Origin of the sequence: Chitiniphilus shinanonensis DSM 23277 (assembly GCF_000374805.1) — a bacterium.
GTDB lineage: Bacteria > Pseudomonadota > Gammaproteobacteria > Burkholderiales > Chitinibacteraceae > Chitiniphilus > Chitiniphilus shinanonensis.
In genome coordinates, this window is record NZ_KB895347.1 from 38,711 (window position 1) to 63,855 (window position 25,145).

A 25,145-nucleotide genomic window follows, 5' to 3' on the forward strand; every position below is an offset into this window, starting at 1 on the left:
GCGCGTGGCGGGCAGTACGGTACCGGCGCCTGTCCGCGATCCTTTCGCGGCAGCGCGGCCCGGCAAGGGTCAGGACACGGCGACACAGGCAATGGTCGGTTGTTGCCAAGGAGGATAACGCAGTGGATGACCTTTTGCCGGCTTGGCCCTTCGGGCTCGGCGCCTTGCCGACGTGCCGCTGCGTTGCGGGCCGCTCGCGGTATTCATACCGTAGCGTGTCCCGCGCCTTGCCGCACACTGGCGCTGCCCCGAACGCTGTCGCGTAAAAACCGCAGACAGGCTCTTAGACGCTGACGCGCCATTGCGGTGCGCTTCCCTTTTTCATCGAGCATGCCGCGTTTCGTTCCCTCTTCCTGGTTGTCCCTGCTCGGCTCGCTATGGCGCGGCGGCGGCAAGGTGCTGGGCTGGCATTGGCGCTGGGCCTGTCGCCTGCTGCTGGCCGCCGTGCTGTTGCTGGCCGCGCTGGCGCTGGGCTGGCATGCCTACTTGGCGCCCCGGCTCGATGATTACCGTCCCACGGTCGAGCGCATGCTGTCCGACGCGGTGGGTAGTCAGGTGACGATCCGGGCGTTGTCCGGCGGCTGGCGCGGCCCGCGCCCGCGCATGGCGATCGACGGCCTGACGCTGCATGCCGCCGACGGCCGCCCCGCGCTGCGGTTCTCCCGGCTGGATGCCGACCTCTCCTGGTGGTCGCTGCTGGTGGGGCGCCTGCAATTCCGCCGGTTGGCGATCCAGGCGCCCGACATGCAGATCCGTCACGACGCGCAGGGCGTGTGGCATGTGGCGGGGGTACGGCTCGATCCCGACCGCCATCGCGGCGACGCGCGCTTCTTCGACTGGCTGCTCGACCAGGAAACGCTGGAGGTGCGCGGCGGCCGGCTGGAGTGGCTGGACGAGTTCCACCAGGTGCCGGCGCAGGCGCTGCGCGACGTGGTGATCACCATCGACCGCACCCTGACCGGGCACGAATTCAATCTGTCCTTCCTGCCGCCCGCCGGGCTGGCCGATCCGATCCGCGCCAGCGGCAGCTGGCGTGGCGGCACCCTGGCCGAATGGCGAGAGTGGCGCGGTGAGGCACGGCTGTCGCTGCCCCGGCTGACGCTGGACAACGCCGACGCGCAGTGGCCGGTGATCTCCCGCTTGTTCCAGAGCATGCGCGGCACCGTCGGCGGCGAAACGCAGGTGTCGTTCGCCGGCGGCCGGATCACCCGCGCCGAGGGCGACGTCACGATCAAGCGCCTGCGGCTGGTGCGCGAGAACCAGACGCTGGCGTTGCCGCGTTTCGAAGGCCGGTTCGACTGGCGCGACCAGGATCGCCATCGCAGCCTGCGCATCGACGCCAGCCGCATCGACGGTGCCACCGGCCCGCTGTGCACCGACTGCGAACTGAGTTTCTCGCGCCGCGCCGACGGCAGCGGCGCCATCCGCCTGACGCGGCTGCAACTGGATGCGCTGTCCAGCTACCGCCCGTGGCTGCCGCCCGAGGTGCGCGAACGCCTGCGCAACATCGAGGTGGCCGGCCGGCTGCGCGAAGGGCATTTCCAGTGGAGCGGCGATCGCAAGCGCTACCAGGGCGAAGTGGCGCTGGAGAACGCCCAGCTGTCGTGGGGCGAGGCGCTGCCGCAGTTGAGCGGCATCAGCCTGAGCGCGCGCTTCGACCAGGATGGCGGACGCCTCAACGCCAGCAGCCAGGGGCTGACCGTGTCCGTGCCGAAATGGATGCCGGAGCCGCTGGGTTTTTCCCGCTTCGACCTGGGCGGCAGCTGGCGGCGCGACGGCGCCGCCTGGGACGCCCAGCTGGACCGCCTGACGCTGCACAACGACGACCTCACGCTGTCGGCCAACGGCCGCTATCGCCGCGATGGTCCCGGCCCGGGCACGCTCAACCTGACCGCCGACCTGCCGCGCATCCAGGCCGGGCGCGTGCCGACCTACCTGCCGCTGGCCATCGGCCCGCACACCCGCGACTGGCTGCTGATGGCGTTGCGCGGCGGCAGCGCCGAAGGCGGGCGCATCGAAGTGTCGGGGCCGCTGGCGCAGTTCCCGTTCCCGGAGGACAAGGGCGGGCGCTTTCGCGTGTTCACCCGAGTGCGCGGCGGGCAACTGGCCTACGCCCCCGGCTGGCCCGAGATCACCGGCATCGACGGCACGCTGGAGTTCCACGGCGGCGCGATGGACATCCGCGCCAACCGCGCGCGCATCCTGGGCGCGGCGGTGGGCGAGACCCACGTATGGATTCCCGACCTGCTGCACCACCAGCAGCATCTGTACGTCGATGGCCGCACTGAATCGTCCACCGCCGACTTCCTGGACTTTCTGCGCCAGTCGCCGCTGCACAAAGTTTCTGCCGACTATATCGAGCACCTGAAGGCGCAGGGTCGCGGCGCCTTGGCGCTCAAGCTCGACATCCCGCTGCACGAGGCGCATGCCGCGCGGGTGGCCGGCGAATACCGCTTCAACGACAACACGCTGGATTTCGGCAGCGGCGTGCCGCAGTTCAGCGCCGCGGGCGGGCAGATCACCTTTACCGAGCACGGCCTGGCGATCCAGGAAGGCCGGGCGCAGGTGCTGGGCGGGCCGGTACGTTTTTCCGGCGCCAGCCAGAACGGCGACTTCATGCTGCAACTGGCCGGCAAGCTGCGGCTGCGCGATGCCGCCGCGCGCTACGAACTGCTGCAGGCCGACCGTTTCTCCGGCACGGCGGACTATCGCGCGCGCCTCACCGCCGGGCGCGGCAGCTACGAGTTCAAGCTGGATACGCCACTGGCCGGCGGCACCGTCGAATTGCCGGCGCCGCTGGGCAAGACGGCGGGCGAGAGCCGGCCGCTCGGCGTGGAGATCACCGGCCGCAATGGCGAAACCCGGCTGAACCTGAGCTACGGCCGGCTGCTCCAGGCCGCGTTGCTGCGCGCGCCGGGCCGGCCGCTGTCCGGCGCCGTCGCGCTGGGCGCGCAGGCGCCGCGGGTGATTCCGGCGGCCGGGCTGGCGTTCACCGGCGGCTGGCCTCGGCTCGACCTGGACGATTGGCTGGCGCTGGCCGATGGTGTCGGCGGCGGCGAACAGGGCGACAGCCCGTTGTCGATGCAGCTGACCTTCGACCAGATCAGCCTGCGCCGGCGTCTGCTGCACGATGTGCGCCTGCAGGCCAACCAGGGCGGCGACGGCTGGCGCGGGGCATTGCAGGCGCGCGAGGCCGAAGGGCGTTTCAACTGGCGTGGCGGCAAAGGCAATCCGGTCGAGGTGCGCCTGACGCGGCTGGCTCTGCCGTTGCAGGGGGGCGACGACGAGCCGGTGCTGGCGCAGGCGCCGACCGCGCCCGCCGCCACGGCGTCGGACGACCCCGACTATCCCGGCGTGAAGCTCACCGTGGACGACCTGAGCTACCGCGCGCGCGAACTGGGCAGGCTGCGGGTGCAGGCCACGCCGCAGGGCCGCAACTGGCGGCTGGACGAAGTGGTGCTGGAGAATGCCGAGACCCAGCTCACCATGAGCGGGCTGTGGCGCCGTCTGCCGGAGCGCTCGCGCACCTCCGGCAAGTTCACCGTCAAGACCTCCGACCTGGGCAAGCTGCTGGGGCGGATGGGCTACGCCGGCACCATGTCGCGCGCCGCGGGCGCGTTCTCCGGCGAGGTGTCGTGGGACGGCGCGCCGTTCCCGCCCGACTTCGACAGCATGCAGGGCTCGCTGTCGCTGGAGCTGGGCGCGGGGCAATTCCAGCGCATCGACCCGGGCGCGGCGCGACTGTTGTCGGTGCTCAGCCTGCAATCGTTGACGCGTCGGGTGAAGCTGGATTTCAGCGACGTGTTCTCAGAGGGCTTCGAGTTCGACAGCATCAAGGGCGACGCGCTGATCGAACGCGGCATCGCCCGCACCGACAACCTGGTCATCGCCGGGCCGTCGGCGCAGGTGCTGTTCCGCGGCGAGGCCAATTTCGTCGAGGGCACGCAGAACCTGCACGTGCGCATCGTGCCGCTGGTGGGCGATACCGTCGCCATCGCCGCCGGCATCGTCAACCCCCTGGCCGGTGTGGCGGCCTTCCTGCTGCAACGCGCGCTCAAGGACCCGCTCGGGCAACTGGTTGCCTATGAATACGATATCACCGGCAGCATGCGCGACCCGGTGATCCGCCGCGTCAACTGGCAGGAGCGCGTGCCAGACCTGTTGCAGCAGCCGCATCGCTAGGGCGAATCGACCTGGCGACGCCCGCCCAGGCCCGTGGACCGCTCGCCCAGCAAGGGAGAACATCATGCAGACCTTCGCCGCCGCCGCCATCCAGATGGTGTCCACCCCGGACGTGGCCACTAACCTCAAGACCGCATCCCGCCTGATCGGCCAGGCCGCCGCCGGCGGTGCCCGGCTGCTGGTGCTGCCCGAATACTTCGCCATCATGGGTGCGCGCGATACCGACAAGCTGGCGGTGCAGGAGCCGTTCGGCGCCGGCCCGCTCCAGGATTTCCTCGCGACCCAGGCATCGCAGCACGGCGTGTGGCTGGTGGGCGGCACCGTGCCGCTGGCCGGCACCGGGCGCGATCGGGTGCGCAACACCTGCCTGGTCTACGACCCGGACGGCCACTGCGTGGCGCGCTACGACAAGATCCACCTGTTCGGCTTCGACAACGGCGAGGAACGCTACGCCGAGGCCGACACCATCGAGCCGGGCGCCGACACCGTCGCCTTCGACACCCCGTTCGGCCGCGTCGGGCTGGCGGTGTGCTACGACCTGCGCTTCCCCGAGCTGTTCCGCCACGCCGAGGTCGACGTCTGGGCGCTGCCGGCCGCGTTCACCGCCACCACCGGCCGCGCCCACTGGGAAGTGCTGCTGCGCGCCCGCGCCATCGAGAACCAGTGCTTCGTGGTCGCCGCCGCCCAGGGCGGCCTGCATCCCACCGGCCGCGAAACCTTCGGCCACAGCCTGATCGCCGACCCCTGGGGCCAGGTGCTCGAATGCCTGCCCACCGGCGAAGGCGTGGCCCAGGCCGAACTCAAGGCCAGCCAGCTCGACCGAGTCCGACGCATCCTCCCCGCACTGCGGCACCGGCGACTGGCATTGAGCTGAACATGAACTGAAACCCCAAATCTTGAAACACAGAGAACACGGAGAGCACGGAGTTCCACAGAGAAAACCGGAGAAAAACAGAGAAAACAAAGAAAACTGGAGAGGGAAAGCGGTGAGGAATTTCACGGCGCGTTTCCCTTTTCCTGGCTTGTTTTCCACCGATCTTCGTTGCGAAAACTGGTTTCAGTGTTTCCCAGGGGCGCTCTGGCAAGCTAACGGCCCAGCCAGCACCCAGCCCGCGCAACCCAGCCAGCACCCAGCCCGCGCCACCCAGCCCGCGCCACCCAGCCCGCGCCACCCAGCCCGCGCAACCCAGCACATCGAGCGCAGCGAGGCCCCCTCGCGGCGGCGAGGGCGGGGGGAGGAGGGGTGGATCAAGCAAAGCTGTTGTGCTGGCATACCCCGAACGGTGCGCACCCGGCTTTGCCGGGGGCAGTAAGCCCCTTATTCCACCATCCAGGCATGCCAGTATCCCCAACAGCTTGCCAAAGCCCCATCTCAACTGGCAGTGTGAATCAATCCCGACTTCAACCATCCCGACAGCGCCACGCATGAACCCACTCGCGATTGCCGACCAGACCCTGCTTGCTCCATACGACCTCACCGAATCCGCGCTGGAGCGCGTGTTCGGCGAGCTGGCCCGCCACGACCTCGACGACGCCGACCTGTACTTCCAGTACAGCCGCTCCGAGGCGTGGAGCCTGGACGAAGGCATCGTGAAATCCGGCAGCTTCTCCATCGACCAGGGCGTCGGCGTGCGCGCGGTCTCGGGCGAGAAGACCGCTTTCGCCTATTCCGACGACATCCGGCTCAACCCCTTGCTGGAGGCCGCGCGCGCCACCCGCGCCATCGGTCGCCAGGGTGGCGAGGGCACGGCGGTGCTGCGCCGCGAGGTGAACGGCCACCAGTTGTACCGGCCGCTCGACCCGCTCGCCAGCCTGGACGAAGCCGGCAAGGTGGCGCTGCTGGGCCGGGTCGAGACCATCGCGCGCGGGCTGGATCGGCGCGTGGTGCAGGTGATGGCCAGCCTGGCGTCCGAATACGAAGTGATCTTCGTCGCGCGCCAGGACGGCCACCGCGCCGCCGACGTGCGCCCGCTGGTGCGGCTGTCGGTGCAGGTGATCGTCGAGGAACAGGGCCGGCGCGAGCAGGGTAGCGCCGGCGGCGGCGGTCGCTTCGACTACCGCTATTTCAGCGAGGAACTGGTGCACGACTACGCCAAGAAGGCGGTGGACCAGGCCCTGCTGAACCTGGGCGCGCGGCAGGCGCCGGCCGGCGAGATGACCGTGGTGCTGGGGTCCGGCTGGCCCGGCATCCTGCTGCACGAGGCCATCGGTCATGGCCTGGAGGGCGACTTCAACCGCAAGGGCAGCTCGGCGTTCTCCGGCCGCATCGGCGAGCGCGTCGCCGCGCCGGGCGTGACCGTGATCGACGACGGCACCATCCCCGACCGCCGTGGCTCGCTCAACATCGACGACGAAGGCAACCCCACCCAGCGCACCGTGCTGATCGAGGACGGCATCCTGCGTGGTTATATCCAGGACAACCTGAACGCGCGGCTGATGAAGATGCCGGTCACCGGCAACGGCCGGCGCGAATCGTATGCCCACCTGCCGATGCCGCGCATGACCAATACCATCATGCTGGGCGGCGAACGCGATCCGGCCGAGATCCTGGCTTCGGTGAAAAAGGGCCTGTACGCCGTCAACTTCGGCGGCGGCCAGGTGGACATCACCAGCGGCAAGTTCGTGTTCTCCGCCGCCGAGGCGTGGTGGGTGGAGGACGGCAAGCTGCAATACCCGGTGAAGGGCGCCACCCTGATCGGCAACGGCCCCGACGTGCTGACGCGGGTGTCGATGATCGGCAACGACCTCGCCCTCGATCCGGGCGTGGGCACCTGCGGCAAGGACGGCCAGAGCGTCCCGGTCGGCGTCGGCCAGCCCACGCTGCGCATCGACGGCGGGTTGACCGTGGGCGGCACGGGCTAGGTGCGCGGTACCGCAAACCCTAAATCTTGAACCACGGAGAACACAGAGAGCACAGAGTTACACGGAGAAAGCCCAGGCTGGAATGGAAGGCTGCTTATCCAAGGAGAATCGCGCCTCGCTTGGAAAACGCGTTCATAAGCCGCCCTGCTTTACCTCGGTTTTCTCTGTGAAGCTCTGTGTTCTCTGTGTTCTCTGTGTTTCAAGACGTGGGGTTTGCAGTGGTTTTACTGCGCGCAGCGCTCCCTCCGTGACATCCCCCATTTATCCCCCGCGCGGCAGCCGTTAGGCTGCCGTGGTCGTTTTCACGGATGTCCCCATGGTCCATTGCGAACTGCTGCCCACTGCCAACGGCCGCCAGCTCGGGGTGTTGCGCCTCGATTCCCCCTCCCGCCTCAATGCCCAGACGCTGGCGATGGTGCACGTGCTCGACGCCGCGCTGGCCGGTTGGCGCGAGCGCGACGACGTGGTGGCGGTGCTGGTGGTCGGCGAGGGCGAGCGCGGGTTGTGCGCCGGGGGCGATCTCAAGGCGCTGTACGAGGCGATGGGGTCGGTCGAGACGCTGGCCGACGGCGACGCTTTTTTCGCCGAGGAATACGCGCTGTGCCGCGACCTGCATTTCTATCCCAAGCCGGTCGTGGCCTGGGGGCACGGCATCGTCATGGGCGGTGGCTGGGGATTGTTTGCCGGCGCGCACCACCGCGTGGTCACCGAGTCGACGCGGCTGGCGATGCCGGAGATCGCCATCGGCCTGTTTCCCGACGTGGGCGCCAGCCGCTGGCTGCACCAGTTGCCGGGCCGCCTGGGGCGCTGGCTGGCGCTGACCGCCAGCGAACTGAACGCCGCCGACGCGTTGTGGTCGGGCGCGGCGCACCTGGCGCTGCCCGACGCGGCGCGCGACGACCTGATGCCGTGGCTGGCCGCCTTGCCGTGGTCCGGCTCGCCGCAGGCGGACGCCGTCATGCTGCGCGCGGCATTGCTGGCCTGGGCGGCGGCGCGGCCCTGCGCGTTGCCGGCGCCGCGCTGGGCGCCGCTGGCGGCGCGCCTCGACGCGCTGTGCGGTGGCGACACGCTGGGCGAGGTGGCGACGGCGCTCTCGGGCGCCGCCGACGATCCGGCGCTGGCCGACGCGGTGGCGCGCTTCCTGGCCGGTTCGCCCACCTCGGCCTGGCTGATCTGGGCGCTGGAACAACGCGCGCGCCAGTTGCCGTTCCACGAGGTGTTCGCGCTGGAGACCCAGGTGGCGTGGCACGTGCTGCGCAGCGGCGAGTTCCGCGAAGGCATCCGCGCCAGGCTGATCGACCGCCACGACGCGCCGCACTGGCGTGCACGCGAGTTTTCCGGCAATCTGCCCGACGAGATCGCAGCCTGGCTGTCGCGCGACAGTCGCACGGCTTGAAACTTTGGCCGCCGCCGACCATCTTATCCGGGCGGGCGATACGCCCCGATCATCCCTACGGAGAACCTGCACATGGAACTGAACACCGCCCGATACGGCGGCGCTTCGCTCGCCGTCGAGCGCAACCGGGTACTGCGCAACACCTACTATCTGTTGTCGCTGTCGATGATCCCGACCGCCATCGGCGCCATGCTCGGCATCGCCATCCAGTTCCAGGTCAGCCTGGGATTCGGTCTGCTGCTGTTCCTCGGCGTGAGCTTCGGGGCCTTCTACGCCATCGGTCGCACCAAGAACAGCCCCGTCGGCGTGCTGCTGCTGCTGGCCTGGACCGGCTTCATGGGCCTGTGGCTGTCGCAGATGCTGCAACGCGTGCTCACCTTCGCCAACGGCGCCGAGCTGATCGGCATGGCCGCCATCGGCACCGCCGCCATCTTCTTCACGCTGGCCACCATCGCCACCGTGACCAAGAAGGATTTCTCCTTCATGGGGAAATTCCTGTTCATCGGTCTGGTGGTGGTGTTGCTGGCCGTGGTGGCCAATCTGTTCCTGCAGATCCCGGCGCTGTCGCTGACGATCTCCGCCGTCTGCGTGCTGCTGTTCTCGGCCTACATCCTGTATGACGTGAGCAGCATCGTGAACGGTGGCGAGACCAACTACGTGACCGCCACGCTGTCGCTGTACCTGGATCTGTACAACCTGTTCGTCAGCCTGCTGAACATCCTGTCGATCTTCTCGGGCAACAGCCGCAACTGAGAGCAGCCGACAAACCCTCCTGGCTGCGCCGCGCTCGCTTGCCGTACGTCTTGTACTGTCTGCGTTCGCGCGGCTTGCCAGGACCGCTTCGCTGGGTTTGTTGGCAGCTCTCCAGGTTCGGTTTTTCCCCCATGCAACGCCGCCTTCGGGCGGCGTTGTCGTTGGTGCGCCGGGGGCAGGGATACTCTGCATAACACCTGGCTGTCGCCAGCGGCTATTCTTCGCGCATGCGCGTTCCCTCCTTCTACGTTCCCCCACACGGCCGCATGCCGTGGCTACTGGCGCACGGCGCCATCGGCCTGGTGCTGCTGATGCTGGTCGGCTACGCCTGGATCGATCACCGCCAGACCCACATTACCCAGCAGGCGGCGCTGGCGCAGGATCTGCTGTGGCAGCAGCAGGGCATCCGCCTGCACCTGCAGACCAACCAGAACGTGCTGGAGAATCTGGCCTACGGCCTGGCGGCGCGGGCCATCAAGCCGGGCGATTTCGTCGCCCGCGCCGATGCGCTGATGAAGATGAACCCGGAGATGCAGTCGCTGGAGTTCGTCGACGCCAAGGGCGCGCGCGAGGGCGGGCTGCCGATCTACAGCGACCGCCCCAACAGCCTGATCCCGCTGGACAACGATCAGCTGGTCGAGGCCATCGATGGCGCGGCCACGCTGGGCCACGCGGTGTATTCCAACGTGATCCTGCGCAACGAGCCGATGGTGGCGCTGGTGGTGCCGTACTTCACCGGCTCGGTCTATTCCGGCTCGGTGCTGGCGACCTATTCGCTGCCGCAACTGCTGCAACAGCGCATTCCCTGGTGGATCGTGCAGCGCTACGACCTGGTGCTGATCGACGGTCGCGGCGCGGTGATGGCGCCCAGCCGGGTGGAGGCGGTGCCCACCGGGATCACCCAGTCCATCGGCTTCGAGCCGCCGGGCCACGAGCTGAAGCTGGTGGCCAGCGTGCGCGAGGCGCCGCGCGCCGGCCGGCAGCTTTGGCTGCTGGGCGCGGTGATCGTGCTGCTGGCGGTGCTGTGGTGGGTGCTGCTGCTGCTGCGTCAGCGCATGGGCGAGCGCCATCGCGCCGAGGCGGCGTTGCAGGACGAGATGCGCTTCCGCTCGGCGATGGAGGATTCGCTGATGACCGGCCTGCGGGCGATGGACCTGGAAGGCCGCATCATCTACGTGAACCCCGCGTTTTGTCGCATGGTCGGCTGGCGCGCCGAGGAACTGCTCGGCCACGTGCCGCCGATGCCGTACTGGCCGCCCGAGGCGCTGGAAGAGTGCGCCGCCGCGCACCGCGCCATCCTCGACGGCCAGACTCCTCCCAACGGCTTCCCGCTGCGCTTCATGCGGCGCAACGGCGATCGCTTCGACGTGCGGTTGTATTCGTCGCGGCTGGTGGACGGACGCGGCGAGTATCGCGGCTGGATGGCGTCGATGTACGACGTCACCGAGATCAAGCGCGAGCGCGAGGCGCTGGCGGCGTCGCGCACCCAGTTGCTGACCGTGCTGGAAGGGCTGGAGGCCGCGGTATCGGTGACCGATGCCGAGACCGGCCGCCTGCTCTACCGCAACCGCCACCACGCCGACACCTTCATGCTCAACCCCGAGGCCGACTGCTGCCTGGTGCCGTTGCTGCCGGCCGGCTCGCTGGCCGCCGACTGCAACGACCCGGCCAGCGGCCGCTGGTACCACATGCAGCGGCGCAGCATCGACTGGGTGGACGGGCGCCGCGTCTGGCTCGACATCGTTTCGGACATCACCGAGCAGCGGGTGGCCGCCGAGGTCACGCGTATGCAGAGCGAAAAACTGCAACACACCGCGCGGCTGGTCAGCATGGGCGAACTGGCGTCCAGTCTGGCGCACGAACTGAACCAGCCGCTGGCCGCCATCGGCAGCTACGCCGCCGCCGGCGACGAGATGCTCGGCCTGCACCCGCCGCGGGTGCAGCGCGCCCGCGAAGTGATGGTCAAGATGGGCGAGCAGGCGCACCGCGCCGGGCAGATCATCCGCGGCATCCGCAACTTCGTCGCCAAGCGCGCGCCGCGCGCCGAACCGTGCCGGCTGGAGGAACTGCTGGCGGTGCCGCTGCAACTGCTCGAACCGCTCACCCGCCAGACGCGCGCCCGCATCCGGGTGGAACTGCCGCCGTCGCTGCCGGTGTTTCCCGGCGACCCGGTGATGCTGGAACAGGTGCTGTTCAACCTGTTGAAGAACGGGCTGGAGGCGATGTCCGGCATGGCCGAGAGCGCGCCGCGCGAAATCCGCGTGTCGGCCCAGGTGGCGGGCGACGGCCTTGAGATCGCCATCGCCGATCGCGGCCCCGGCATGCCGCAGCCCGACGGGCCGTTCCAGCCGTTCTTCAGCACCAAACCCGAAGGCCTGGGTGTGGGGCTCAATATCTGCCGCTCGGTGCTGGAACAGCATCGCGGCCATCTGCGTGTCGAGCCCAATCCGGGCGGCGGCACCCGATTCATCTGCCGCCTGCCGTTGGCCGGCGCACTGATCACCGAGGATCTTCCGCAAGCATGAAACCGATTGCCATCATCGACGACGACGTGGCGGTGCGCGACGCGCTGACGCTGCTGTTCGAAACCCGCGACTGGCACAGCGCCACGTTCGACAGCGCGGAGGATTTCCTGGCCCGCGCCGGCGTGGCCGACTACGGCTGCCTGATCGTCGACGTGCGCATGACCGGCGCCAGCGGGCTGGAGCTGTTCGACCGCCTGAAGAGCCAGCCCTATGTGCCGCCGGTGATCTTCCTGACCGGCCACGGCGACGTGCCGATGGCGGTGGCGGCGGTGAAGGAGGGCGCAACCGACTTCCTGGAAAAGCCGTTCGACCACCGGCAACTGGTGGCCAAGGTGGACGCGGCGCTGCAACAGGACGCCGCGCATCGCGGCAACTGGGAGGTGCGGCAGTCGCTGAACGCGCGCCTGTCGGAGCTGACGCCGCGCGAGCGCGAAGTGCTGCGCGAACTGCTGGCCGGGCGCCTCAACAAGCAGATCGCCGACGTGCTCGACATCAGCATCAAGACGGTGGAAGTGCACCGCGCCCGCATCTACACCAAACTGCGGGTGCGTTCCGCGGTGGAGCTGGCCGCGTTGCTGAAGGACGTGCCGCTCAACGAAATCGCCGGCTGAGCGCCGGCGATCGTCCTGCCTGCAACCGCGCCGACACGGCCCCCACCGCGTCGGCGCGGCGCGATCTACTTCTTGGCGGCAGGCTTGGCCGGCGCCGGCTTGATGGCCGACTTGCCGACGCTCACCTCGCCCTTCAGCCGCGCATAGGTGCCTTCCTTGATGCCCGGCACCCGGGTCAGGTCCTCCGTGCTCTTGAACGGACCGTTCTTGCTGCGGTAATCCACGATCGCCTTGGCCTTGGCCGCGCCGATTCCGGGCAGGGTTTCCAATTGCTGGGCGGTGGCGGTGTTAATATCCACCGCCGCCCAGGCCGCGGCGGACAACAGCAGCCCGGCCAGCAGGCTCACGCACTTTTGCATCATCTCGATACTCCCGTTCTGGTTGTGTGCTGAAAAATGCACGTATTGAAACTAGGCGGTGCTTTTCAGAAATTCCAGAATTATTTGTCAGGCTGAATTCAGATCATGAGCGGATTGAGCGCCCAGGCGTCGGTATCCCACTACGAGAACTTCCCGGTGGCGTCGTTGCTGATGCCGCGCCGCTATCGCAAGCCGGTGGCGGCGGTCTATCACTTCGCGCGCCACGCGGACGACCTCGCCGACGAGGGCGACGCCGCGCCGGCGCAGCGCCTCGCGGCGCTGGCCGGGTGCCATGAAGAGCTGGCGCGCATCGAGCGCGCCGAAACGCCGCAGACCGCGCGCTACCAGGCACTGGCGCAGGCGGTGCGCGAGTTCGGCATTCCGGTGTCGTTGTGCCACGACCTGCTGTCCGCGTTCGAGCAGGACGTGGTCAAGACCCGCTACGCCGATTTCGGCGAAGTGATCCAGTACTGCCGGCGTTCCGCCAACCCGGTCGGGCGCATCCTGCTGCATTGCTTCGGCCGCACCGACGAGCGCCTGCTGGCGATGTCGGACGGCATCTGCTCCGCGCTGCAACTGATCAATTTCTGGCAGGACGTGGCCGTCGACTGGCGCAAGGACCGGGTCTACCTGCCGCTGGAGGACATGGCGCGCTTCCGGGTGACCGAGGCGCAGATCGCCGCGGGCCGGGTCGATGCCAACTGGAAGCGCCTGATGGCGTTCCAGGTGGACCGCACCCGGCGCATGCTCCAGGCCGGCGCGCCGCTGGCGCTGGCGCTGCCGGGGCGGATCGGCCTGGAACTGCGGCTGACGGTGCTGGGCGGCGACGCCATCCTGACCAAATTGCAGCAGGTGGGCTACGACATGTTCCGGCAGCGCCCGGTGCTGACGCGCGGCGACTGGCCACGGCTGCTGTGGCGCGCGTTGCGCAAGCGATGAGGCGGCTGTTGTGGGCGCTGGCCGCGCTGCTGCTGGCCGGCTGCCTGGAACTGGAACTGCCGCGCGGCGCGGCGACCGGGGGCGAGACGCTGTCCGGGCGGGTGGTCGGCGTGGCCGACGGCGATACGTTGACGTTGCTGGACGACAGCCTGCACGAGCACAAGGTAAGGCTGGCCTACGTCGACGCGCCGGAGAAAGCGCAGGCCTATGGATCGGCGGCCAAGCTGCGCCTGTCGGCGCTGGTCTACGGCCGCGCGGTGCGCGCCGAGGTGATCGAGGTGGACCGCTACCAGCGGGCCGTGGCGCGGATCTGGCAGGATGGCCAGGACATCAACCTGATGATGCTGCGCGAGGGGTTCGCCTGGCATTACCGCCAGTACACCCGTACGCAGAGCGACGCCGAGTTCGCGCAATACCAGGATGCGGAGACCGCCGCGCGCGCCGAACACATGGGGTTGTGGCAGGGCCAGCGCCCGCAGGCGCCGTGGGATTACCGGCACAACCGGCGCAACAAGGGCTGAACCCGGCGCGGCCTCAGCCGGTCGTCGTGGGTTATTCGACGAAACTGGCCGTTGTCACGGCCGGCGCGGAAGCGGTTGGGGCGCCGGGCACCGGCGGCAGCTCGCCGACGGCGGGGGCCGAGGTGGCGCCTTCGATCGCGGCCGGGGAGGGCGCGGCGGGCTTGGGCTTGACGGCCTTGGCGTCCTGCGGCGGCAGATAGAGGGGGCCCTTGAAGCCGCAACCGGCAAAACCCAGGACGAACAGCAGGGGGAGAAGTGCGCGCATCGCCATGCTTTGGTGGCAAAATCGCGATGTTATCACGCCCTCCGTTGCCCTCATCCCATGACCGAATCCGAATTCCTCGCTCTGACCGACGCCGTGTTCGCCCGCATCGAAGCCGCCCTGGACGCCGCCGGCATCGACGTCGATCCATTGCTGGCGGGCAACGTGCTCGAACTGGAGTTCGACGACGGCAGCAAGATCATCGTCAACCGCCACGCCGCCAACCAGGAACTGTGGATCGCGGCGAAGAACGGCGGCTTCCATTACCGCCATGACGGCGACACCTGGCGCAGCACCCGCGCCGAAGGCGAGTTCTTCGCCGATCTGGCCGCGGCGGTGCGGTTGCATGCCGGCGAGGACTTCTCGTTCTGATGGCGTGGCTGCTGGACGCCTGGGTCGTCGGCCTGTTCGCGTCCGCCTTCCTTTCCGCCACGCTGCTGCCCGGGAACTCGGAAGCGGCGCTGGTTGCCTATCTTTTCGCGCATCCCCAGGCGTTCTGGCTGCCCCTGGCGCTGGCCACCGCGGGCAACAGCCTGGGCGGCATCGTCACCGTGTGGCTGGGCACCCGGCTGCCGGCGGGCTCGGTGCCCAGGCGGGCCGAGTGGCTGGCGCGGCACGGCGAACTGGCGTTGGCCCTGTCGTGGGTGCCGCTGCTGGGCGATGCGCTATGCCTGGCCGCCGGCTGGCTACGCTGGCCGTGGCGCCGCGTGCTGCCGTGGCTGATCCTGGGCAAGTTCGTGCGCTATCTTGCATTGGCCGTCTCGGTGCGTGGGTTGTGGGACTAGCCGCGCGGCAAGCGCAAAAGAGCGGCGTTTACAGGGGAATCCTCGATGTCTTTGCTTCGGCGCTGTTGCCTGATCGCCGTGCTGTGCTGGCAGGCCATCCTGCCGGTGCACGCCTACGACAGCCCGCTGCCCGACCTGGGCGACACGTCGCGCGAGGGGCTCTCGCCCAGCGAGGAGCGGCAGATCGGCGCGTCGGTGATGAATCAACTGCGGCGCAGCGGCCTGCTGCTGGACGACCCCGAGCTGACCGCCTATGTGAACCAGCTGGGCAACCGCCTGGTCGACGCCACCGACGACGCGCGGACCTCGTTCACCTTCCTGCCGATCCGCGACCCGACGGTCAACGCCTTCGCCGTGCCCGGCGGGGTGGTCGCGGTCCACAGCGGCCTGATCGTGATGGCGCAGCACGAATCCGAGCTGGCCAGCGTGCTGGCGCACGAAATCGCCCACGTCACCCAGCACCACATCGCGCGGCTGATCGAAAGCCAGCGCATCACGCCGTGGATGACGCTGGCCGCGCTGGGGCTGGCGATCCTGGCGGCGCACGCCGGCCAGGGCGATGCCGCGGCGGCCGCGGCCGCCGCGGGGCCGGCACTGGCGATCCAGCGCCAGCTCGATTTCACCTACAGCTTCGAGCAGGAGGCCGACCGCATCGGCATGCAGACGCTGACCCGCGCCGGCTTCGACCCCGGTGCCATGCCCACCTTCTTCGAGCGGCTGCAGAAGTACAACAGCCTGATCGACAACAACGCGCCGGAATTCCTGCGCACCCACCCGGTGACCTACAAGCGGATCGCCGATGCCCAGGCGCGGCTCAAGGAGATGCCGTACCGCCAGGTGGCCGATTCGCAGGAGTTCCTGTTCATGCGCGAGAAGGCGCGGGTGTTGCAGGGCGACCCGCGCACCGTGCTGGATTTCTATGCCAAGACCCTGGCCGAAGGGCGTTTTTCCAACCGCGCGGCGCACCTGTACGGTTATGCGTTCGCCCAGTTGCGCGGGCGCGATTTCGCGGGGGCGCAGAAGAGCCTGGACGCGGCGCGCGCCGCGTATGGTCGCCCGCATGCGGCGCTGGAATACCTGCAAGGGCAGTTGCTGATCGCCCAGGGCAAGCCGGCCGACGCTGCCACGCAACTGAAGCAGGCGGCGCTGCGCTTCCCCGGCAGCCGCGCGTTGCTGTATGGCGAGATCGACGCGCGCGTCGCGGCTCGACAGCTGGAGCCGGCGCTGAAGCTGACCCACGACGCGCAGGAGCTGTATCCGTCGGATGCCGAGCTGTACCAGCGCGAAGCGCGGATCTACGAAGGATTGGGCAACGGCCAGCGGCAGCATTTCGCCCAGGCCGAGTATTACGTGCGCCTGCTGGAATACACCGCGGCGATCGAGCAGCTGCAACTGGCGCAGCGCCAGCCGGGCGACGACTTCTACCTGCTGTCGCGGATCGAGGCGCGGCTGCGGGAGTTGCAGCAGGACGACGAGGCGTCGCGCAAGCCCGGCAAGTCGCGCGGCGGCTAGGGCGATCGTCCTTCGGCCCGCGTCCGGCCTTCGCCTTGGCGCGGCTGACAAAACCCAGCGTAGCGGTCCTGGCACGAAGCGCGAAACGCAGACAGTACAAGGCGTACGGCAAGTAAGCGCGACGCAGCCAGGAGGGTTTTGTCCGCCGCTCTTAGTTGTCCGAGGTCGGCGCGCCGACCAACTGGCGCAGCACGTCCAGGTAATGGTCGGGGTCGGGGGGCACGCCCCGGCGCTGGGCCTGCCAGATCATTTCCGCCAGCCCTTCGGTCATCGCGTGCAGCGCGGCGTGCTCGTCGCCCAGTTTCTCGCACAGTGCGCGATGCAGCGCACGTACGCCGGGCGGCTGGTCGATCGACAGCTGTTCCTCGATGGCCAGGTGCATCGATACGTGCAGGAACGGATTGGTCTCGCCGAATTCCGGCGGCCAGTCGCGGTCCAGGTAGTCCAGGCTGAGGAAGGGGTGGTATTCGGGGTGGCGCAACAGCACGCCCACCGTCATCCGCTCCAGGTCGGTCAGCGGGGCGGCGGCCTGGTGCTTTTGCCAGGATTCGATGAAGAAGCGACGGGCTTCGTCGCGGGTGGGATTGAACAGCATGGATCACTTGCAAGGCGATGATCGGCGGATTATCGCCCAGATTCGTGTCCATAATCCGCCAGGCAGGCGCAGGACACGAAGAGCGGCGGCCCGGCCCCAAGGGTTCGGGACATTGCCGGCGCGCTGCTGCGTTGCACGCCGCTCACAGTATTCATACCGCAGCGCGTTCTGCGCCTTGCCGCACACCGGCACTGCCCCGAACGCTGTCGTGAAAAGATTTTGAACAGGCTCTCAGAAAGGAGCAGAGCATGACCACGGTTTACGACTTCCAGGCACGCGACATCGACGGCAACGAGGTGGCGCTGTCCAGCTATCGCGGCCAGGTGCTGCTGATCGTCAATGTCGCCAGCCAGTGCGGCTTCACGCCGCAATACGAAGGACTGGAGACGCTGTACCGCAGCTACGCGGCGCGCGGGCTGAAGGTGCTGGCCTTCCCGTGCAACCAGTTCGGTGGGCAGGAGCCGGGCAGCGCCGAGGAGATCAAGTCGTTCTGCGCCACGCACTACGAGGTGACGTTCCCGGTGTTCGCCAAGATCGACGTCAACGGCGACGACGCCCATCCGCTGTACCAGTTCCTGAAGAAATCCGAGCCGGGCGTGCTGGGCACCGAGGGCATCAAGTGGAACTTCACCAAGTTCCTGGTGGATCGGGAAGGACACGTGGTGGAACGCTACGCGCCGACCACCAAGCCGGAGGAACTGCGCGGCGACATCGAAAAACTGCTGGGCTGAAGCCGGCGCGGGTCGGGGCCGCCGGGGTGGCCGGGCGTTGAAAGAAAAGGCGTTTTAAAGTAACATCCCGGCAATTTTGCACCGCAAACGGGATGGGGCCGACCTATCCCGTTTTTGTACGTGTACCCCCGGAAATTCGCATTGTTTGGGCGCAACGCCCAGGAGCCGCCAGTGTCCCAACCCGCCCTGCTCGCGCTAGCCGACGGCACTCTCTTCCACGGAACTTCGATCGGCGCCGATGGCGAGACCATCGGCGAAGTGGTGTTCAACACCGCGATCACCGGTTACCAGGAAATCCTGACCGACCCGTCGTACAACCGCCAGATTGTCACGCTGACCTATCCGCATATCGGCAATTACGGCGTCAATCACGAGGACGCGGAAAGCCGCACCGTGTTCGCCGCCGGCCTGATCATCCGCGATCTGCCGCTGCTGCATTCCAACTTCCGCTCGTCGATGAGCCTGGGCGACTACCTCAAGGCCAACAACGTCGTCGCCATCGCCGATATCGATACCCGCAAGCTCACCCGCATCCTGCGCGAAAAGGGTGCCCAGCCGGGCTGTATCGTCAGCGGCGCCCATATCGACGCCGCCGCGGCGGTGGAGAAGGCCAGGTCGTTCGGTTCGATGGCCGGCCAGGATCTGGCCAAGGTGGTGGCCAGCGACAAGCAGTACGACTGGAACACCGCCGAGTGGAAGCTGGGCGTGGGCTACACGGTGCAGAGCAACCCGCGTTTCCACGTGGTGGCCTACGACTTCGGCGTGAAGCACAACATCCTGCGCATGCTGGCCGAGCGCGGCTGCAAGCTGACGGTGGTGCCGGCGCAGACCCCGGCCGCCGAGGTGCTGGCGCTGAACCCGGACGGCGTGTTCCTCAGCAACGGTCCGGGCGACCCCGAGCCGTGCGACTACGCCATCGCCGCCACCCGCGAGTTCATCGCCAGGCGCCTGCCGGTGTTCGGCATCTGCCTGGGCCACCAGATCCTGGGCCTGGCCAGCGGCGGCGTCACCAGCAAGATGAAGTTCGGCCACCACGGCGCCAACCACCCGGTGCAGGACCTGGATACGCGCCACGTGATGATCACGTCGCAGAACCACGGCTTCCAGGTGGACGAGACCAGCCTGCCCGGCAACGTGCGCGTGACCCATCGCTCGCTGTTCGACGGCACCGTCCAGGGTATCGCCCTGACCGACGCGCCGGCGTTCAGCTTCCAGGGCCACCCGGAAGCCAGCCCCGGCCCGCACGACGTGGCGTACCTGTTCGACAAGTTCATCGCCATGATGGGCGCGACCAACGAGTAAGGAGTGAGGCGTGAGGTGTGAGGGGGGAACCCCTCGGTCCACGCACTCGGCTCGGAAATACCTATGTGACGCCGTTTCGGGTTTGACCGTGAACGGGGTCTTGCATTCGATAGCGATACAAGGAGGGTGGTGTCAGGTTGAAGCTGCGCGGGGTACGCCTCACGCCTCACACCTCACACCTCACACAAATGCCCAAGCGTACAGACATCAAGACCATCCTCATCATCGGCGCCGGCCCCATCGTCATCGGCCAGGCGTGCGAGTTCGACTACTCCGGCGCCCAGGCCTGCAAGGCGCTGCGCGAAGAGGGCTACAAGGTGGTGCTGGTGAACAGCAACCCGGCCACCATCATGACCGACCCCAACATGGCCGATGTGACCTACATCGAGCCTATCACCTGGCAGGTGGTCGAGAAGATCATCGACAAGGAACGCCCTGATGCGATCCTGCCGACCATGGGCGGCCAGACCGCGCTGAACTGCGCGCTGGACCTGTGGCGCAACGGCGTGCTCGACAAGTACAAGGTCGAGCTGATCGGCGCCACGCCCGAGGCCATCGACAAGGCCGAGGACCGCCAGAAGTTCAAGGCGGCGATGGACAAGATCGGCCTGGGCTCGGCCCGCTCGGCCATCGCCCACACCCTGGAAGAAGCGCTGGCGGCGCAGGCCAATATCGGCTTCCCGGTCATCATCCGCCCGTCGTTCACCATGGGCGGCTCGGGTGGCGGCATCGCCTACAACATCCAGGAGTTCCTCGAAATCTGTACCCGCGGCCTGGATCTGTCGCCGACCAAGGAACTGCTGATCGAGGAATCGCTGCTGGGCTGGAAGGAATACGAGATGGAAGTCGTGCGCGACCGCGCCGACAACTGCATCATCGTCTGCTCGATCGAGAACCTGGACCCGATGGGCGTGCACACCGGCGACTCGATCACCGTGGCCCCCGCCCAGACGCTGACCGACAAGGAATACCAGATCATGCGCAACGCCAGCCTGGCGGTGCTGCGCGAGATCGGCGTCGATACCGGCGGCTCCAACGTGCAGTTCTCGGTCAATCCGGCCGACGGTCGCATGATCGTGATCGAGATGAACCCGCGCGTGTCGCGCTCGTCGGCGCTGGCCTCCAAGGCCACCGGCTTCCCGATCGCCAAGGTCGCCGCCAAGCTGGCGGTCGGCTACACGCTGGATGAGCTGAAGAACGAGATCACCGGCGGCAAGACCCCGGCATCGTTCGAGCCGTCGATCGACTACGTGGTCACCAAGGTGCCGCGTTTCGCCTTCGAGAAATTCCCCCAGGCCAACGACCGTCTCACCACCCAGATGAAGTCGGTGGGCGAAGTGATGGCGATCGGCCGCACCCAGCAGGAGTCGCTGCAAAAGGCGCTGCGCGGGCTGGAAACCGGCATGTCCGGCTTCGACGAGATCACCACCGACCGCCAGGCCATCGAATCGGAACTGGCCGCGCCCGGCCCGAACCGCCTGTGGTACGTGGCCGACGCGTTCCGCATCGGCCTGACGCTGGACGACGTGCATCGCCTGTCCAAGATCGACCCGTGGTTCCTGGCGCAGATCGAGGACATCGTGCTGATCGAGAACGGTCTGCGCGGTCGCACCGTGGACAGCCTGAGCCGCGACGAACTGTGGAAGCTGAAGCGCAAGGGCTTCTCCGACCGTCGCCTGGGCGCGTTGCTGGGCTGCGACCAGAACGCGGTGCGCAAGGCGCGCCACGCCGTCGGCGTGCGCCCGGTGTACAAGCGCGTCGATACCTGCGCCGCCGAGTTCGCCACCAACACCGCCTACATGTACTCGACCTACGAGGAAGAGTGCGAATCGCAGCCGACCAACGCCAAGAAGGTGATGGTGCTGGGCGGCGGTCCGAACCGCATCGGCCAGGGCATCGAGTTCGACTACTGCTGCGTGCACGCCGCGCTGGCGCTGCGCGAGGACGGGTACGAGACCATCATGGTCAACTGCAACCCGGAAACCGTCTCCACCGATTACGACACCTCCGACCGCCTGTACTTCGAGCCGCTGACGCTGGAAGACGTGCTGGAGATCGTCGAGGTCGAGAAGCCGTTCGGCGTGATCGTGCAGTACGGCGGCCAGACCCCGCTGAAGCTGGCGCGTGCGCTGGAGGCCAACGGCGTGCCCATCATCGGCACCAGCCCGGACATGATCGACGCCGCCGAGGACCGCGAGCGCTTCCAGAAGCTGCTGCAGGACCTGGGCCTGCGCCAGCCGCCCAACGCCACTGCGCGCAACGAGAAGGACGCGCTGGCGCTGGCCGCGCGCATCGGCTACCCGCTGGTGGTGCGCCCGTCCTACGTGCTGGGCGGCCGCGCGATGCAGATTGTGCATAGCGAGGAAGACCTCACCCGCTACATGCGCGAGGCGGTGAAGGTATCCAACGACAGCCCGGTGCTGCTGGATCGCTTCCTCAACGACGCCATCGAAGTGGACGTGGATGCGCTGTCCGACGGCCAGCAGGTCATCATCGGCGGCATCATGGAGCACATCGAACAGGCTGGCGTGCACTCGGGCGACTCCGCCTGCTCGCTGCCGCCGTACTCGCTGTCCAAGGAATTGCAGGACGAGCTGCGCCGCCAGACCGTGGCGATGGCCCGCGCGCTGAACGTGGTCGGCCTGATGAACGTGCAGTTCGCCATCCAGGGCCAGGGCGAGAACGCCGTGGTCTACGTGCTGGAAGTGAACCCGCGCGCCTCGCGCACCGTGCCGTATGTGTCCAAGGCCACCGGCATGTCGCTGGCCAAGATCGCCGCGCGCTGCATGGCCGGCCAGAGCCTGGCCAGCCAGCAGGTCACCGCCGAGGTGATCCCGCCGTTCTTCTCGGTGAAGGAAGCGGTGTTCCCCTTCGTCAAGTTCCCAGGCGTCGACACCATCCTCGGCCCGGAGATGAAGTCCACCGGTGAGGTGATGGGCGTGGGCGACACCTTCGCCGAAGCCTTCGTCAAGAGCCAGCTCGCCGCCGGCGTGGTGCTGCCCGCCAGCGGCAACGTGTTCATCTCGGTGCGCGAGAGCGACAAGGCCGGGGCCGTCGAGTGCGCGCGCATCCTGACCGGCCTGGGCTTCAAGGTGATCGCCACCCGCGGCACCGCGGGCGCCATCGCCGCCGAAGGCATCGCCGTCACCCCGGTGAACAAGGTGACCGAGGGCCGGCCGCACATCGTCGACATGATCGTCAACGGCGAGATCGCCATGATCGTGAACACGGTGGACGAGCGCCGCCAGGCGATCCAGGACAGCTACTCGATCCGTCACGAGGCGCTGAAGGCCAAGTTGCCGCTGTACACCACCATCGCCGGCGCCAAGGCGGCATGCGTGGGTCTGCGCGACCTGGGCGAGATGCGGGTCTACGACCTGCAAGGCTTGCACCGCCTGCTCGAAGCCTGATACCGTAACCCGGTGCAGCCGCCGTCCCTTCGTAGACGGCGGCTGTCCTTTTTCCTGACCGCAGCCGGTCCCGCCAAAGCGGAGGGCGGAGCGGGGAACAGTCGGCCAAGCGCAGTCTTGGCCCTTTGATTTTGCGGGGCGCCGGGTGGCGGCCCGAGGGAGTGAACGATGATCAAGATTCCGTTGACCGTGCTCGGCGCGGAAAAGCTGAAAGCCGAGCTGCAACGCCTGAAGAGCGTGGACCGGCCGGCGGTGATCGCGGCGATCGCCGAAGCGCGCTCGCACGGCGACCTGTCCGAGAACGCGGAATACGATGCCGCCAAGGAAAAGCAGGCCTTCGTCGAAGGCCGTATCGCCGAGCTGGAGGGCAAGCTCTCCAACGCCCAGGTGATCGACCCGCGCGATCTGGCGAACACCGCCGAAGGCCGCGTGGTGTTTGGCGCCACCATCGACCTGGAAGACCTGGACGCCGCCGCCAAGGTCACCTACCAGATCGTCGGCGACGACGAAGCCGACCTGAAGGATGGCAAGATCTCGGTCTCCAGCCCCATCGCGCGCGCGCTGATCGGCAAGTACGCCGGCGACATCGCCGAAGTGGTGGCGCCGGGCGGCATCCGCGAATACGAAGTGCTGGACGTGCGTTATCTGTGAGGCCGGCAACGGCCCCGTTCCAACCCGACTGACCTTGCGTGGCGATTGACATGGCCAACGGCTTCAAATCCATCTTCACGGTGCTCTGGATCGGCGGATTGTGGGTGATCGGCGTGATGGTCGCCCCCATCCTGTTCAAGTCGCTGGACAACCGCGTGGCGGGGCAGGTGGCGGGGCAGCTGTTCCGCGCCATCGGCTGGGTCGGCATCGTGGCCGGCATTTACCTGTTCGTGTACTGGCTGTGGGCCGAAGGGCTGCGTGCCTTCCAGGAGGCGAAGCTGTGGCTGGTGATCGGCATGCTCGCCTGCACTCTGATCAACCAGTTCGCGGTGTTCCCGATCATCGCCGGCATCAAGCCCGGCATCTCGCAGGCGGCCACCGGCATGTTCGGCGGCGGCCTGGAGCAATGGCACACCATCTCGGCGCTGATCTATCTGGTGCAGTCGGTGTTCGGGGTGATCTACGTCTGGCGCGACGCGCGCTGAGCGGCAAGCCGGGCTCGGGTGTTCGTTGCGGAAGATGCAACCTCGTATTGGCGGGGCGCCCTGGGCGGGTACAAGAAAAAAGGACGGCCTCGGCCGTCCTTGTCGCGCGGATCCGCAACCGGGATCAGCCGTTCTTCTTCTTGGCCTTGGGCAGCGCGATGCGCGGCTTGTCCAGGCTGGACGGGCGATAGACGATCAGCAGCTTGCCCAGGTGTTGCACCGGGGCGGCGCTCAACTCGTCGCAGATCTGTTGCAGGAACTGCTCGCGCTGTGCGCGGTCATCGCCCAGCACGCGGATCTTGATCAGTTCGTGCGCGTCCAGGTTGATAGCGATTTCGCGGACCACCGCTTCGGTCAGGCCGTTGTTGCCGATCATGACCACGGGGTTCAGGCTGTGGGCCAGGCCGCGCAGGTATTGGCGCTCGACCGGGGACAGTTCGATTTTCATAAGGGTGCTTGGTTTTTCTAAAACCCGGATTTTACTTGAATTTACCGGCCCGGGCGGCGCGTTTTCCGTAGTGTTTTGAATTGTCTGTCTGCCCCCGATTGGGCCGGCATGATGTCGTGAAGAAAGGATAGGCCGATGGCCCGCAGCAAATCGAGCAACGCCTGGTTGCAGGAGCACGTGAACGATCACTACGTGCACATGGCGCAGAAGGACGGCTACCGCGCGCGCGCCGCCTACAAGCTGCTGGAGATCAACGAGAAGGACCGGCTGATCCGTCCCGGCATGTGGGTCGCTGACCTCGGCGCGGCGCCCGGCAGCTGGTCGCAGGTGGCGGCCAGGCTAGTGGGCGACAAGGGCCGCGTGTTCGCGATGGACCTGCTGGAAATGCCGTTCATCCCCGGGGTGGAATTCATCCAGGGCGACTTCCGCGAGGACGAAGTACTGGCGCGCTATGCCGCACTGCTCGGCGAGCGCGAGGTGGACCTTGTGATTTGCGACATGGCCCCCAATATCACTGGCAATGCCGTGACCGATCAGGCCCGCAGCATCTACCTGTGCGAACTCGCCCTCGCGTTCGCGCAGGAACACTTGAAACCCGGCGGCGATTTCCTGGTCAAGGTATTCCAGGGTTACGGCTACACCGAATTCATGGCCGCCATGCGGGACACCTTTGCCCAGGTCGTCACCCGCAAACCCAAGGCATCGCGCGACCGCAGTGCCGAGATGTACTTGTTGGGAAAGCAGAAAAAGGGCTGAGGGGATTGCTGTCGATCATCTTTCGCATTCGCGTCCAAAGGTCGATTCGCCCTAGAATGC

General features: G+C 67.7%; 22 protein-coding genes. 18 read left to right on the top strand and 4 right to left on the bottom strand.

Annotated elements, in window-relative coordinates:
- Window positions 1-330 precede the first annotated feature (330 nt).
- The 7 genes from C556_RS0113225 to C556_RS0113255 all read left to right on the top strand — a co-directional run bounded on the left by C556_RS0113225 (window position 331) and on the right by C556_RS0113255 (window position 12,329).
- Window positions 331-4,182, top strand: coding sequence for a YhdP family protein (locus tag C556_RS0113225; RefSeq protein WP_083930591.1), 3,852 nt, complete (start codon window positions 331-333; stop codon window positions 4,180-4,182).
- A 64-nt stretch (window positions 4,183-4,246) separates the two neighbouring features.
- Window positions 4,247-5,056 carry a carbon-nitrogen hydrolase family protein gene (locus C556_RS0113230; protein ID WP_018748736.1) on the top strand — a complete coding sequence of 270 codons (810 nt, stop codon included), beginning with the start codon at window positions 4,247-4,249 and terminating at the stop codon, window positions 5,054-5,056.
- A gap of 551 nt (window positions 5,057-5,607) precedes the next feature.
- On the top strand, window positions 5,608-7,044 hold the full coding sequence (gene tldD, locus C556_RS0113235) for a metalloprotease TldD (RefSeq protein WP_018748737.1): 1,437 nt from the start codon (window positions 5,608-5,610) through the stop codon (window positions 7,042-7,044).
- Between the two features lie 316 nt (window positions 7,045-7,360).
- On the top strand, window positions 7,361-8,440 hold the full coding sequence (locus C556_RS20390) for an enoyl-CoA hydratase/isomerase family protein (protein ID WP_018748738.1): 1,080 nt from the start codon (window positions 7,361-7,363) through the stop codon (window positions 8,438-8,440).
- A 72-nt stretch (window positions 8,441-8,512) separates the two neighbouring features.
- Entirely contained in the window at window positions 8,513-9,193 is a 681-nt protein-coding gene (locus tag C556_RS0113245; protein WP_018748739.1) for a Bax inhibitor-1/YccA family protein, read from the top strand.
- 266 nt (window positions 9,194-9,459) lie between these two features.
- The gene (locus tag C556_RS0113250) at window positions 9,460-11,718 is read left to right on the top strand and encodes a PAS domain-containing sensor histidine kinase (protein WP_018748740.1); all 2,259 of its coding nucleotides are present in this window, start codon (window positions 9,460-9,462) and stop codon (window positions 11,716-11,718) included.
- Window positions 11,715-12,329 carry a response regulator transcription factor gene (locus tag C556_RS0113255; RefSeq protein WP_018748741.1) on the top strand — a complete coding sequence of 205 codons (615 nt, stop codon included), beginning with the start codon at window positions 11,715-11,717 and terminating at the stop codon, window positions 12,327-12,329. Before C556_RS0113250 ends, C556_RS0113255 begins: the two co-directional genes overlap by 4 nt.
- A 65-nt stretch (window positions 12,330-12,394) precedes the next feature.
- On the opposite strand, the gene C556_RS0113260 is transcribed toward C556_RS0113255, so the two are convergent.
- Window positions 12,395-12,691: a ComEA family DNA-binding protein gene (locus tag C556_RS0113260; protein WP_018748742.1), complete on the bottom strand. Its 297-nt coding sequence runs from the start codon at window positions 12,689-12,691 to the stop codon at window positions 12,395-12,397.
- A 102-nt stretch (window positions 12,692-12,793) separates the two neighbouring features.
- Between C556_RS0113260 and hpnC the strand changes: the two genes are divergently transcribed.
- Both hpnC and C556_RS0113270 read left to right on the top strand, forming a co-directional pair.
- Window positions 12,794-13,627 (top strand): squalene synthase HpnC, encoded by an 834-nt coding sequence (gene hpnC / locus C556_RS0113265; RefSeq protein WP_040431168.1) that lies wholly within the window; start codon window positions 12,794-12,796, stop codon window positions 13,625-13,627.
- The gene (locus C556_RS0113270) at window positions 13,624-14,148 is read left to right on the top strand and encodes a thermonuclease family protein (protein WP_157236173.1); all 525 of its coding nucleotides are present in this window, start codon (window positions 13,624-13,626) and stop codon (window positions 14,146-14,148) included. The genes hpnC and C556_RS0113270 overlap by 4 nt, the downstream gene beginning before the upstream one ends.
- Before the next feature lie 31 nt (window positions 14,149-14,179).
- Here C556_RS0113270 and lptM read toward each other — a convergent pair whose 3' ends face one another.
- A complete protein-coding gene (lptM, locus tag C556_RS20395; RefSeq protein WP_157236174.1) occupies window positions 14,180-14,413 on the bottom strand; it encodes an LPS translocon maturation chaperone LptM in 234 nt (77 codons plus the stop codon).
- Between the two features lie 57 nt (window positions 14,414-14,470).
- Here lptM and cyaY point away from each other — a divergent pair, with 57 nt between their 5' ends.
- From cyaY to C556_RS20400, 3 genes are read left to right on the top strand one after another with little or no spacing between them, the layout of a single operon-like run.
- On the top strand, window positions 14,471-14,782 hold the full coding sequence (gene cyaY, locus C556_RS0113280; protein ID WP_018748746.1) for an iron donor protein CyaY: 312 nt from the start codon (window positions 14,471-14,473) through the stop codon (window positions 14,780-14,782).
- Entirely contained in the window at window positions 14,782-15,195 is a 414-nt protein-coding gene (locus tag C556_RS0113285; protein WP_018748747.1) for a YqaA family protein, read from the top strand. Before cyaY ends, C556_RS0113285 begins: the two co-directional genes overlap by 1 nt.
- A 45-nt stretch (window positions 15,196-15,240) precedes the next feature.
- Window positions 15,241-16,707 (top strand): beta-barrel assembly-enhancing protease, encoded by a 1,467-nt coding sequence (locus C556_RS20400; protein WP_083930593.1) that lies wholly within the window; start codon window positions 15,241-15,243, stop codon window positions 16,705-16,707.
- Window positions 16,708-16,858: 151 nt separating this feature from the next.
- Here C556_RS20400 and C556_RS0113295 read toward each other — a convergent pair whose 3' ends face one another.
- Complete coding sequence (locus C556_RS0113295) at window positions 16,859-17,302, bottom strand: DUF1841 family protein (protein WP_018748749.1); 444 nt, start codon at window positions 17,300-17,302, stop codon at window positions 16,859-16,861.
- A gap of 248 nt (window positions 17,303-17,550) precedes the next feature.
- Here C556_RS0113295 and C556_RS0113300 point away from each other — a divergent pair, with 248 nt between their 5' ends.
- From C556_RS0113300 to C556_RS0113320, 5 genes are all read left to right on the top strand, one after another.
- Window positions 17,551-18,033: a glutathione peroxidase gene (locus tag C556_RS0113300; RefSeq protein ID WP_018748750.1), complete on the top strand. Its 483-nt coding sequence runs from the start codon at window positions 17,551-17,553 to the stop codon at window positions 18,031-18,033.
- A 171-nt stretch (window positions 18,034-18,204) separates the two neighbouring features.
- Window positions 18,205-19,335 carry a glutamine-hydrolyzing carbamoyl-phosphate synthase small subunit gene (gene carA / locus C556_RS0113305; protein ID WP_018748751.1) on the top strand — a complete coding sequence of 377 codons (1,131 nt, stop codon included), beginning with the start codon at window positions 18,205-18,207 and terminating at the stop codon, window positions 19,333-19,335.
- 188 nt (window positions 19,336-19,523) lie between these two features.
- The gene (gene carB / locus C556_RS0113310; RefSeq protein WP_018748752.1) at window positions 19,524-22,745 is read left to right on the top strand and encodes a carbamoyl-phosphate synthase large subunit; all 3,222 of its coding nucleotides are present in this window, start codon (window positions 19,524-19,526) and stop codon (window positions 22,743-22,745) included.
- Window positions 22,746-22,913: 168 nt separating this feature from the next.
- A complete protein-coding gene (gene greA / locus C556_RS0113315) occupies window positions 22,914-23,396 on the top strand; it encodes a transcription elongation factor GreA (protein ID WP_018748753.1) in 483 nt (160 codons plus the stop codon).
- Window positions 23,397-23,446: 50 nt separating this feature from the next.
- On the top strand, window positions 23,447-23,881 hold the full coding sequence (locus C556_RS0113320; protein ID WP_018748754.1) for a DUF4149 domain-containing protein: 435 nt from the start codon (window positions 23,447-23,449) through the stop codon (window positions 23,879-23,881).
- Window positions 23,882-24,005: 124 nt separating this feature from the next.
- On the opposite strand, the gene C556_RS0113325 is transcribed toward C556_RS0113320, so the two are convergent.
- The gene (locus C556_RS0113325; protein WP_018748755.1) at window positions 24,006-24,329 is read right to left on the bottom strand and encodes a YhbY family RNA-binding protein; all 324 of its coding nucleotides are present in this window, start codon (window positions 24,327-24,329) and stop codon (window positions 24,006-24,008) included.
- Window positions 24,330-24,464: 135 nt separating this feature from the next.
- Here C556_RS0113325 and C556_RS0113330 point away from each other — a divergent pair, with 135 nt between their 5' ends.
- Entirely contained in the window at window positions 24,465-25,085 is a 621-nt protein-coding gene (locus C556_RS0113330) for an RlmE family RNA methyltransferase (RefSeq protein WP_018748756.1), read from the top strand.
- Window positions 25,086-25,145 lie beyond the last annotated feature (60 nt).